This is a genomic window from Bacillus sp. z33 (genome assembly GCF_058313615.1).
In genome coordinates this window covers 516,751-529,072 of record NZ_JBZFQN010000001.1, presented here as the reverse complement: position 1 = coordinate 529,072, position 12,322 = coordinate 516,751, and the positions used below count along the sequence as shown (strand labels likewise).

Below are 12,322 nucleotides of genomic sequence, written 5' to 3'. Positions count from 1 at the left end.
ACAAGATTTTTTAGTAAAATGATACAGTTTTTTTTCGTCATTTTTTGAATAATTTTTATTCGGAATTTTCCCTCAACATGTTACTGGTAAAATGATTAGAATATATTCATTTTCTGAAGTAATATTATGACAATACCCAAGGTAATAACATAGATGGCAAATGGTTTTAATGAGTGATTTTTAATGTATTTAATCATCCAGGCAACAGCAAGATACCCAAAAAAAGCAGAAAATATAGTGCCAAGTAATAACCCTGGAAACGATATGGCTTCGATAGGTCCTGTCAGTAAATCCTTTCCTTTAAATAATATTCCTCCAAATATGACAGGAATGGATAAGAGGAAGGAGAAGTAAGCCGCAGTTTCTCGATTCAGTCCGCTAAACAATCCAGCAGCTATGGTAAAACCGGAGCGGGAGATGGCAGGAAATATAGCGGCTGCTTGGAAACTTCCAATAAATAAAGCTTGTTTATATGTCATACTCTCTAAATTTTTATCTTGTTTGGGCATAATATCTGCATACCATAAAACCAATCCTGTTATAAGGAATTCCCAGCCCACCGTAATTCCAGATTTCGAAATGCTTTCAAAATAATCATTAAAGAGCACACCTGCCAAAACTGCAGGGATTGTTCCAAGCAGCAAAAGGAACATCAGTTTAGAAAATGGCTTTTTAATAAGTTTGACAATTTCATGCCAATAAAAGACGAGTAAAGCAAGAAGTGTACCTGTATGCAGCAATGTATCCAACAATAATCCAGCCTCGTCTAAGCCGAATAAATGCCTTCCCAAATATAAATGACCAGTACTGGAGATGGGGAGAAATTCAGTCAAACCCTGGATGATCCCAAGTACAATTGCTTTCCATTCTTCAAACAAATTTACCAGCCTCCCTCTTGCAGGTTCCAATTTCCAATTATGGACTTGTCTATGTATATGTATAGAGTGTATGAGGTAATGAAAGAATTCATGAAAGTTTTGAAACCTAAGATGAAATCACAACGTATAAAATGATATAGAGTCAACAGGAGGTTTAAACAAGTGCAAGATACTAATGATAAATTATGGGCAATGACAATTTACCTCAGCAGTTTTTTCTTTGTTCTGATTGGCCCACTGGTTATATGGTTAATTAAAAAGAACGATTCTGATTTTATTGATTATCACGGGAAGGAGTATTTTAACTTTTTAATCAGTTACACGATTTACACCTTTATAGCATTTATATTGATGTTTATCGGAATTGGTTTTATCCTTGCATGGCTGATTGGTATTTATGTACTGGTATTTACCATTGTTGCGGCAGTAAAGGCTTATTATGGTCATTATTATCAGATTCCGTTAACTATTCGAATCATCAAATAAAATTCTTAAGAAGACTTCGGCTTTTTTGCCGAGGTCTTTTTTGTATCCAGTTACTATTTTGGACATGCCGGTCATAGAATGTACAGATGGAGTAAAGGCTTATAAAATTGGCGGTGAATATTCTTTGACTACTAAGCATTATTACCAAAAAATCTATCGTATATATACAGCAGAATTAGTCGCATACTTTGTAGTCGGTCTCCTCTGTTTTTTGCTTACCTGGCTGATTGGATTTGATGTGATTCTTGCCGCAATCATAACGCTACCATTCCATATGCTGTTTTTTTTCTCTCTCAATCGAATTGTCGGCTTGAAATACAGGATGAAGAAACTTCCGGAAGAAAAAGAGGTAGGAGAAGGAGACTCACCACTTAAAAACGGCCAATATTTTCTTGGTTTTTTACCTGCGCCGACTCTCCATATGCCCATTTTCTCAACGGAAGGGAATATGGTTGGCGTTTTGAAAGATAAACGAGAAAATATATGGATGTGGATTGTACCATCCTTTCTACTCATTTATTTACCAAGAAGATATGTTTTATCAGACAGTTATGGTACTGTTTTATGTGAATATCGAAGCCGTTTTGGATTAAATGGTACCATTGATATTCTGACGGGTGAACAAGAAAAAATAGGGACATATAAGCAATCAAAACAGTTGGGAAAAAGTAGTACAAGCCATATAACCAATTCTTACGGCATTCGGCAATATGGTGGGGAAATCCGACATGGTTCAGAATTTATTGTCAAACAAACCTATAATCAGCGAAGTATTGTTCACTATTCAAGTGGATGGATGCCCTCCTATTATAGTCAGCATTTCCTTGATCCCAATACGCCTTTCCTCATATTTACGGAAGGCGCCACAGAAGATGAAAAAAGAATAGGATATTGTTTTTGTATTGATTACCTTCAGCAGCAAAATCATTAACCACTCATCCAGTCCTGTTTTGTTTTATAATAGTGAAATAGGTAGATTCATGTTTGTTTGAAGGGAGCAGGAGAATGGATATTAATATAATTAAAGTACATGGTTCCAATAATGATTTTTATTTAATTGATGAAATGGATACCAAGCTACCATTATCAGATCAAGAACGAAGCCAATTAGCCATAAGTATGTGTGAGCGCACCGGTACCGAGGGGGCAGACGGGATTCTCTTTGTGATGAACAGTGAGAAGGCAGATGCCAGAATGAGAGTCTTTAATACGGATGGTTCGGAAGCCTCCATGTGTGGGAATGGGCTCCGTTGTGTTGGGCGGTATGTTCAGGAAAAACTGAAGAAAAATAATCTGATGATTGAAACGATGAAAGCAAATCTGCAGGTAACGAAAGAACCTGACATGTATAAGGATATCCCTACATACCGAGTCGAAATATCTCCAGTTATCAAAGCAACCAGTGCATTGCCTATGAACACGGAGATGGATGAAATCATCAACAAAAGCCTGCCTTTTATTGATGAGGACCTTACATTCACAACCCTATCTGTACCAAATCCACATCTGATCAGTCTGGTTGATAAAGAGTTGATCCACTCGGATAGGCAAGAAAAAATAGCCACTATGCTGAATGGTAAGAATGATTGGTTTACCGATGGTGTGAATGTCAGCTTCGTTTCCCGCCTGGAGGAGGGGGCTATTTTTGTCCGCACGTTTGAGAGAGGCGTAGGCTTTACAAATGCCTGCGGAACAGCAATGTCAGCTTCCAGTCTCGTAACGAAATGGGTTGACGAACTCGATGATGAAGCCGTACTGCATGTCTATAATCCAGGTGGAATGGTACTATGCCAGGTTCATGATTTGCAGGATAAAACCTGGATTGATTTAATTGGGAATGCAACGTATGAATACGAAACGGTTATTCAGTTAAATTTAGAAACACTACATGTTAGCTTTGGGGAAAGGAAAATCTATAAAGAAGAGGCCGAGGCTTATTCATCATTCCAACAACATGTCAAAACCTATCTAGACTCTAAAATAGGATGAACTTAAGACGTTTTAAACAATATGTTCGCAATAGGGGAGGGCGTAAATTGAAGAAGCCTGAAAACACCTTTTTAAATGTTCATATTATTTCCTTTTTCGTGCTGATTGCTCTCTTTATTGTGTGTACGCTCTTGTTCGTAGATATTGCTGATGACCTAGACGAACATGAGCTATATCGGTTTGATATGACGATCATTCAGGCAATCCAGGGCAGTATTAATGAAATGAGTACAAAAGTGCTTACTTTTATAACGAATTTAGGATCAGTAAAAGGCAATATCCTACTGGTTATCGTTTTTTCTTCGTTGTTACTGTTTAAAAAACGTTTTCTCAGTGTGCTTTTTTTAATCATCACGACATGGTCAGGTGGTTATGTAAACCAATATTTAAAATGGATTTTCCAGCGGGAGAGACCAACTTTAAATCCATTGGTTCAAGAAAATGGCTTTAGCTTTCCGAGCGGCCACTCAATGTCCTCCTTCATCCTCTATGGTGCACTGATGATCATTACAACCAGAATCACCAAGAATTGGCCGATTCGATGGGCTGTTTATGCGATTTGTATATTTATGATTTTAACGATTGGCTACAGCCGTATTTACCTGGGGGTGCATTATCCTAGCGATGTGATTGCAGGGTATGTTGCGGGATGTGCATGGCTGGCAATCATTGCGATTGTGTTTAAGTTTGGGGAATATAGGAGAACAAAAGGTTTGAAATCATAAATAGGCTGTCTGTAAGCTATGCCGGCTTATAGACGCCTATTTTTTATGTAAACCTCTGTGAATAACTAACTGAGCATTTTCTTTTTATGGTTTTGCTACTTCCTATAAATACTGGAGATTAAAGTAGCAATCTTTGATGAGATGCAAATACTTTAAAAAGAGAGCCAGGGTAATTATGTCATTAACAACAGACATGGAATGATTATCATACAACTACTTGGTTCGGGTGGTATGCACCTTCTTTTCCTAATATAGGAGAAGGGAGGTGATAGACTATGGATTTTCTAAAAGCTCTGGCAAAAGATGAAGCAATGATCTTTTTCACGCCCCTTGCTGCCGGCAGCGCTACGCGATTTCGCCAATCTATAAAGCTCAAGAGGCAAACGAAAAACCACCCTGCGCCGACCAAAGCATAAGGGTGGTTCATCTAAGAATTAAACGATTTGCTTACCACTTGCTAGTAGTAGCACCAGGGAGTTACCAGCTCTCTGGTTTTTTAATATATGTGTATAATACCCTAAAAAAGGGCTATTTGGTGGCTGTTACATTGATGGATAAGCACGGTTTCATTGGTTTCGTTTGAACTTTAACTGATTTAAATCCTGTCTTAGTAAGAACCTCTTTAATTTCTTCGGCATATTCATGAGCCTGTTCTTCGGTTGCTTCTTCCTGCCTTGGCTGTACCGTTATGGTCACTTGCCCATTCTCTTTTAGTAAGGAATGTATTTTCTGAATGCAAACTTCCTGGTTGTCCCATAGTGGATAACTGTTTACACTGAAAATATTATCGTACACCATTGGATTAGGTATCTCGAGAACAGTTCCATTAAATAAACGCAGCTGATTCCGATCGAGGTGTTCCTGATTGCGCTTGCTCGCATTTTTCACCATTTCTTCAGATGGATCGACGCCATCAATCTGGATGGTTGGGTACTTATCAAAAAGCATATGCATTCCTTCGCCAGGGCCAAACCCTACTTCAAGCAGCGTATCATTCGGTGTAATAGACAATTGATTAAATGTCCAATCATACAATTCTTCATTTTCATAGGCCATGATTTTACCTGCGAGTTTTCCAAGTACACCTGTTGGATTTTTAAATTGATTTGTAAATATCTCTTTCATTTAACATCACTCCTACACGATACATACCCGAAATAATAAATCATTAACTCCTCTGCATTAATTATCAAAATAGATTGAAAAAACTGATAATTTATAGTAAATTTAGTAAATATATAATTTTATATCCTTATCTAGAGAGATGGAGGGACTGGCCCGTTGAAATCTCAGCAACCTGGATAGTAATTCAAGGTGCTAAATCCAGCAAGCGCCGCTTGAAAGATGAGAGACCAGAAGGGGGGCTTTCATGGCGAAAGCTCTTTTCTCATCGTCTATTTTCCTCATCAACTTTTCAATTTAACAAATTAGGGGGAAAGACAGTGAATCTATTAGAGACGTTAAACGAAAAAATTCTGGTTGCTGATGGGGCTAGTGGTACACTTTTATATTCATTTGGGATCGATAGCTGTTTTGAAGAACTAAATCTGACTGATCCCAATCAAATTGAAAAGATGCACAGGAGTTATATTGCAGCAGGTGCTGATATCATTCAATCCAATACATTCGGTGCAAACTACCATAAATTAAAGCGGTATGGTCTTGAAAGGGAAGTTTCCATGATCAATCGGACCGGAATAAAGCTGGCAAAAAGAGCTGCCAATCCGCATACCTTTGTTGTTGGGACAATCGGAGGTTTACGAAGCTTTAGAAAATCAGAATTAACATTAAGTGAAATTAAGGCATATTTTGAAGAGCAGCTACTCGCCTTATTGAAGGAAGAACCAGATGGGATTTTACTAGAAACCTATTATGATTTAGAGGAATTGTTAATGGTGTTAGAAGTAGCAAGAAGAACCAGTGATCTTCCTCTGATTGCGAATATATCCCTGCATGAAACGGGTCTATTGCAAAATGGGATGCATGTCAGTGAAGCATTTTCACTATTGAAAAAAGAGGGAGCCGATGTCGTCGGGATTAATTGTAGGATGGGTCCTTACCATATGATTCGGTCTTATGAAGAAGTACCGCTTTTAGAAGATACTTATTATGCGGCATACCCGAATGCAAGCTTACCTGATTTATCTGATGGAAGATATGTCTACTCTACAGAGGCGGACTATTTCATCAACAGTTCCAGGCAACTGGTGAAGCAAGGGGTACGGCTGATAGGCGGATGCTGCGGTACGACGCCTGCACATATTCAGGCCATACGTAAAGGAGTCGAAGACCTTTTTCCTGTTAAGGAAAAAGATTTTGTTGCACAGCCGAAGCATCAGTCTATTTCACATGAGATCATTCAGTACAAACGAAATGGGCCAGATACGATTTCAGGTATGGTAAAAAAACGAACGACGGTCATCGTGGAACTTGACCCGCCAAAGACGCTGGGGCTGGAGGAATTTTTGATAGGAAGTCGTTACTTATTGGACTCTGGTGCGGATGCTATCACACTTGCGGATAATTCATTGGCATCTCCGAGAATATCAAATCTTGCGGTAGCCTCTATTTTACAATCAAAGTTAAATACCATGCCTCTTGTCCATTTAACTTGCCGGGATCATAATCTGATTGGCTTGCAATCTCATTTAATGGGTATGCATTCTCTCGGATTGTCAGAGGTGTTAGTCGTGACCGGTGATCCTTCAAAAATTGGTGACTTTCCGGGAGCTACTTCCGTATATGATCTTTCTTCCATCGATCTGATTTCATTAATTAAGCAATTGAATGTGGGACGGTCTTATTCAGGGAAATCATTAGGAAGCCGGGCGAATTTTGAGGTGGCTGCTGCCTTTAACCCGCATGTAAAGTACATAGATAAAGCTGTTCAGAGAATGGAGAAGAAGATTCAGGCAGGTGCGGATTATTTTCTGACCCAGCCAGTGTTCAGTATTGAAAAATTAGAAGAAATATACGCAGCAACAAGGCATATTACGAAACCGATTTTTATTGGCATCATGCCTTTAACGAGTCACAGGAATGCAGAGTTTTTACACAATGAAGTACCGGGTATTTCCTTACCTGAGGATATCAGAACGGCGATGGAAAGAGCCGGAGCGGATAAGGAAGCCTGTGCTCGCGAAAGCTTTGCCATTTCAAAAGAATTAGTAGACGCGGCAAGTGAGTTATTTAATGGAATCTACATCATTACACCTTTTATGAAATATGAATTAAGCGGGCGTTTGGTGCGATACATCAAAGAACAAAAATCAGTAGTAAACAGGGAAGTGCATTTATCATGAGAGCAGTACAATTAAAAGACTTAATGGCTGAAAGAGTAGTTATTCTAGATGGAGCAATGGGCACCATGATTCAGGCACACCACTTAACAGAGGATGATTTTGGCGGGGAACAGTATGATGGGTGTAATGAATATTTAACACTAACCCGCCCAGACGTAATCCAATCCATTCATGAAGAGTATTTGGCAGCTGGTGTTGATATTATTGAAACAAACACGTTCGGCGCGACGCCAATTGTCTTGGATGAATATCATCTTGGCCATCTGGCTTATCAGCTGAATAAAGAATCAGCCCAATTGGCGCGAATAGCAGCTGATCAATTTGAAACTCCTAATAGTCCTCGCTTTGTTGCCGGTTCGATGGGACCCACCACCAAGACCTTATCCGTGACAGGTGGAGCGACTTTTGAACAATTGACAGATTCATATGAAGAACAAACGAAGGGCTTGCTTGATGGCGGAGTTGATTTGCTACTTTTGGAAACGTCGCAGGATTTATTAAATGTGAAAGCAGCTTATATCGGAATGCAAAGAGCATTCTCGTCTTTAGACAGGGAAGTGCCAGTAATTATCTCAGGAACGATTGAACCAATGGGGACGACTCTCGCCGGTCAAACGATTGAAGCATTTTATATATCATGCAAACATATGAATCCTCTTGCGATTGGGCTTAATTGTGCAACCGGGCCAGAGTTCATGGCTGAACATATCAGAGGTTTATCTGAATTAAGCACTGTCGCAGTGAGTTGTTATCCAAATGCCGGATTACCTGATGAAAATGGCCAGTATAACGAAACGCCATCCTCTCTAAGCAAAAAGATTAAGCAATTTGCTGAAAAAGGCTGGATCAATCTGGTCGGCGGCTGCTGTGGAACGACTCCCGACCATATCCGAGCAATAAAAGAAGCGGTTAGCGGAATGGAAGCGAGGAAAATTATAGGTAAACAGAGTATTCATGTTATCTCCGGTATTGAACCCTTGATATTTGACGACTCCATGAGACCTTTATTTGTAGGGGAACGGACTAATGTGATTGGGTCCAGAAAGTTTAAGAATCTGATTAAGGACAAAAAGTTCGAAGAAGCATCCGAGATTGCCAGACAGCAAGTCAAAAAGGGAGCCCATGTGATTGACGTATGCCTGGCTGATCCGGATAGTGATGAAGTTTCCGATATGGAAGAATTCATGAAGGAAGTAGCTAAGAAAATTAAAGTGCCTTTTGTCATCGATTCAACCGATGAACTCGTCATTGAAAAGGCACTTCGTCATACTCAGGGGAAAGCAATTATTAATTCAATTAATTTAGAGGATGGGGAAGAACGTTTCGAGAAAATTGTGCCATTGGCTAAACGGTATGGAGCAGCCTTAGTTGTGGGAACGATTGATGAAAAAGGAATGGCTGTAACGGAAGATCGTAAACTCGAGGTCGCGCGCAGATCATACCAACTGTTAACAGAAAAATACGAAATCGTACCGGAGGATATTATTTTTGACCCGCTCGTTTTTCCGGTTGGTACTGGTGATGAACAATACCGGGAAGGCGCTGCTGAAACAGTAAAGGGACTGGAAGCGATTAAAAAAGAGCTTCCAAGAACATTAACGATTTTAGGCATCAGTAATGTATCGTTTGGACTGCCGAATGAGGGAAGAGAGGTTCTGAATGCCGTTTATTTATACCATTGTACAAAGGCTGGCTTAGACTATGCGATTGTCAATACAGAAAAATTATCCCGATTTGCTTTAATCCCTGAAGAGGAAATCCGCTTATCAGAGAATCTTTTGTTTCATAACTCGGAAGAATCTCTTGCTGAGTTTGTTGCTTTTTATAGAACGAAAAAGCCTGTTCAAAAGGAAACAAAAGAAAAACTACCAATATTGGAGCGCCTGCCTGAATATATTATCGAAGGGACAAAGGACGGGTTGAAGGAGGATATTGATGAAGCTCTTGCACAAGGGATGGAGCCACTTGATATCATTAATGGTCCATTAATGGGCGGCATGGCGAAAGTGGGAGAACTATTTAATGATAACCAGTTAATCGTTGCAGAAGTATTGCAAAGTGCAGAAGCTATGAAAGCAGCTGTTTCTCAGCTTGAACCATTGATGACTATATCGGGCACAACGTCAACAAAAGGAAAAATGGTGCTGGCAACCGTGAAAGGGGACGTGCATGATATCGGGAAGAATCTCGTTGATATCATCATGAGTAATAATGGGTATGAAGTCGTTGACCTAGGGATTAAGGTAGCTCCGCAAACCTTGATTGAATCCGTCCGGAAGGAGAACCCAACTATTATTGGCTTGTCTGGCTTGCTAGTGAAATCAGCCCAGCAGATGGTCATTACTGCACAGGATTTAAGAGAAGCGGAAATTGATGTTCCGATTGTAGTAGGAGGAGCAGCTCTTACGAGGAAATTTACAAGGGGACGAATAGCTCCTGAATATAATGGACCAGTCTTTTATGCAAAGGATGCCATGAATGGACTCGATTTAATCAATCAGCTCCATGACGAAGATAAAAGGCCATCCTTTCTCGCTCAATTAGAGGAAGAAGCGAATAAGCAAGCAGAAGTGATTTCGATTGAAACGAAGAGGGATATTCAAGGAGCAGAAAATCGTCAAAAAACAGTAAAAGACCAAGATAATATACCAGTCCCCGAGGACTTAAACCAGCATATTCTACAGGATTACCCATTGTCTCTGGTGTACCCATATGTAAATAAACAAATGTTATTTGGCCATCACCTTGGAATAAAGGGGAAAGTGGAACGGTTGTTTGAGGAAGAGAATCCAAAATTATTGGAGCTTGCGGCCATAGTTGATGAGATTCTCGAAAACAATCAGATTAAAATGTCAGCCATGTATCAATATTTCCCTGCAAAAAGTAATGGAGAACGCTTGAAAATATGTTCTCCAGCTAATCCAGATGAAGTGCTGGAAACATTTGATTTTCCGCGACAATCTAAAAATCCGTATCTATGTTTATCTGATTATGTAAAGGACCAAGAGTCAGGTGTACAGGATCATGTAGGATTAATGATTGTCACAGCTGGTAAAGGTATAAAAGAAATAGCAGAAAGGTGGAAAAAAGAAGGACAGTATTTAAAGAGCCATATCATCCAAGCACTCGCACTTGAATGTGCAGAAGGCCTAGCCGAACGAGTCCACCAGCTTATGAGGGATGCTTGGGGAATCCATGATCCCATCGACATGACTATGAAAGAACGACTAAGTGCCAAGTATACCGGCCAGCGCTACTCATTTGGCTATCCAGCCTGCCCGAATCTCGAGGATCAGGAAAAGCTGTTCAGGTTGCTGAAACCGGAGGATATCGGAATTCAGTTGACGGAAGGGTTCATGATGAATCCTGAAGCATCTGTTTCCGCGATGGTATTTTCGCATCCGGAGGCGAGGTATTTTAATGTGGGGAGGGAGGAATGAAGGGTTAAAAAGCCTGGATATGACAAGGTTTTGGACAGATAAGGGATGCTAACACGGATTATAACACTGTGGGAGCACCTCTTGCTATGCCTATAATTTTCTGCATGGTTCTATTGCCTCCAAAGTAAATTTCTGTGGAGAAGAATGTATGAAAAAGAATAAGGTATCTTTGAGGTTGATGTTAATAATAGCTTTTTTAATCAAGGAAAAGGATAGCTACAGCAGTGCAGGAAAAGACCTTAGGTGAATTATGATCTACAACAGTAATTATAAAAATAGCAGGGATTTACATAAATGTAATGAATATTATTATTTAGCAGATGAAAGTAAGTGGTTATAAAGAAAGGACTATTATTGATTAAATCACTTACATATCACAGTAATGATGAAGAAATCATTATTGAGGAAGAACAGATATTGATTGCAAGGTGTCTTGAAGAGAGACATGAACATTTTAAAAATATGTTACTAGAATGTAAGAGATAGTATGAGTCTTTTCATAACTATAGTGTGACTACAAAGGGTGTTATTATATTTGTGATAGAAAAGCCTAAGTTTTATAGACTTGTAAGGAGGGCTATAGAGTTAGATGCAGTTGGCAGCAGGCTCAAGGACAGAGCTTTTACTTACTGATAGTCTAATATAATTTATGGGGTAAGCAGGTGGCTGTACATAGTTATTAAACAATAATACCCATTCCCAAAGCTAGCCCTGCCCGAAACATTAAAGTACCAGAGGGAGCTAGTTAGATTAATAGAGGTAGATCCAGATAAGTACAAGGAGGGCTGAGGCTCTCTTTTTTTTATTTCTGAATAACTTACAATAAGCATGATCATTTCAGAGCTAAAAGTGGACAATGCAAATCATTACAACTTAAACAAGTGTTATTACTTACTTTTAACTAAAAATTAACAGTAGGAAGGCGAGCAGTTTTGAAGCTGTTTGATTTCTTTTTAATTAAAACTCTTCCTTTTATTCTCTATGTGCATTCCCCAAAAGTGAATATTAAATAAAAAAACCCACTTTACTAAGTAGGTCATCATGCAACATCATTTATTTTAATTTCATAGCCATGTAATTGAGATTGTTCACTTGGTTTCCATCCATCCCTTAATCCTCTTAAGCCCTCATACAATGAACCACCAATAATATTTTCTAGCCATTTAGTGGTGTCCTTTATTGTCTTGAAGTCATGTAAGTGTATACCATTTTTATAAAGTGAATATTTTTTTGTTTCCATAGTTGCCTTCCCCTCTATCACCTAACAGTAATTTCTTTATTTTAGTATTATAACAGGTTTATATACAAAAAAATACAAAAAGGAGCCTTGCAAATAACAGCTGGATAGAGCAACGGCCCTCTAAGCCGTCGGTCGGGAGTTCGAATATCTCCTGGATGTATTATAATGAAAAAGGTTGAAGTACCAAGGATTTAAGAGGAATAAGTGCCTCTTAGTTTTCCAACGTACTTCAACCTTTTTGTGTATTTTTAAACGAAATGTT

At 39.1% G+C, this 12,322-nt stretch carries 10 protein-coding genes and 1 riboswitch; of the genes, 7 read left to right on the top strand and 3 right to left on the bottom strand.

Going from position 1 to position 12,322, the window contains the following annotated elements; genetic code table 11:
- Positions 1 to 95 precede the first annotated feature (95 nt).
- Positions 96 to 878: an undecaprenyl-diphosphate phosphatase gene (locus tag AC4G3L_RS02380; protein ID WP_491075375.1), complete on the bottom strand. Its 783-nt coding sequence runs from the start codon at positions 876 to 878 to the stop codon at positions 96 to 98.
- Positions 879 to 1,040: 162 nt separating this feature from the next.
- Between AC4G3L_RS02380 and AC4G3L_RS02375 the strand changes: the two genes are divergently transcribed.
- The 5 genes from AC4G3L_RS02375 (at position 1,041) to AC4G3L_RS02355 (ending at position 4,494) form a co-directional block, all read left to right on the top strand.
- The gene (locus tag AC4G3L_RS02375; protein ID WP_491075374.1) at positions 1,041 to 1,364 is read left to right on the top strand and encodes a DUF4870 domain-containing protein; all 324 of its coding nucleotides are present in this window, start codon (positions 1,041 to 1,043) and stop codon (positions 1,362 to 1,364) included.
- Positions 1,365 to 1,404: 40 nt separating this feature from the next.
- Positions 1,405 to 2,295, top strand: a complete 891-nt coding sequence (locus AC4G3L_RS02370) for a hypothetical protein (RefSeq protein WP_491075373.1) — start codon at positions 1,405 to 1,407, stop codon at positions 2,293 to 2,295.
- A 74-nt stretch (positions 2,296 to 2,369) separates the two neighbouring features.
- Complete coding sequence (gene dapF, locus AC4G3L_RS02365; protein ID WP_491075372.1) at positions 2,370 to 3,353, top strand: diaminopimelate epimerase; 984 nt, start codon at positions 2,370 to 2,372, stop codon at positions 3,351 to 3,353.
- Between the two features lie 47 nt (positions 3,354 to 3,400).
- Positions 3,401 to 4,078, top strand: coding sequence for a phosphatase PAP2 family protein (locus AC4G3L_RS02360; RefSeq protein WP_491075371.1), 678 nt, complete (start codon positions 3,401 to 3,403; stop codon positions 4,076 to 4,078).
- A 275-nt stretch (positions 4,079 to 4,353) separates the two neighbouring features.
- On the top strand, positions 4,354 to 4,494 hold the full coding sequence (locus AC4G3L_RS02355; RefSeq protein ID WP_491075370.1) for a hypothetical protein: 141 nt from the start codon (positions 4,354 to 4,356) through the stop codon (positions 4,492 to 4,494).
- Positions 4,495 to 4,606: 112 nt separating this feature from the next.
- Here AC4G3L_RS02355 and AC4G3L_RS02350 read toward each other — a convergent pair whose 3' ends face one another.
- Entirely contained in the window at positions 4,607 to 5,203 is a 597-nt protein-coding gene (locus AC4G3L_RS02350; protein WP_491075369.1) for a class I SAM-dependent methyltransferase, read from the bottom strand.
- Positions 5,204 to 5,327: 124 nt separating this feature from the next.
- Positions 5,328 to 5,429, top strand: a riboswitch (SAM riboswitch).
- Between the two features lie 91 nt (positions 5,430 to 5,520).
- Here AC4G3L_RS02350 and AC4G3L_RS02345 point away from each other — a divergent pair.
- Together AC4G3L_RS02345 and metH are read left to right on the top strand one after the other, a co-directional pair.
- Positions 5,521 to 7,380: a bifunctional homocysteine S-methyltransferase/methylenetetrahydrofolate reductase gene (locus AC4G3L_RS02345; RefSeq protein ID WP_491075368.1), complete on the top strand. Its 1,860-nt coding sequence runs from the start codon at positions 5,521 to 5,523 to the stop codon at positions 7,378 to 7,380.
- Positions 7,377 to 10,820 carry a methionine synthase gene (gene metH, locus AC4G3L_RS02340; protein ID WP_491075367.1) on the top strand — a complete coding sequence of 1,148 codons (3,444 nt, stop codon included), beginning with the start codon at positions 7,377 to 7,379 and terminating at the stop codon, positions 10,818 to 10,820. The genes AC4G3L_RS02345 and metH overlap by 4 nt, the downstream gene beginning before the upstream one ends.
- A 1,039-nt stretch (positions 10,821 to 11,859) precedes the next feature.
- Here metH and AC4G3L_RS02335 read toward each other — a convergent pair.
- Complete coding sequence (locus AC4G3L_RS02335) at positions 11,860 to 12,060, bottom strand: hypothetical protein (protein WP_491075366.1); 201 nt, start codon at positions 12,058 to 12,060, stop codon at positions 11,860 to 11,862.
- Positions 12,061 to 12,322 lie beyond the last annotated feature (262 nt).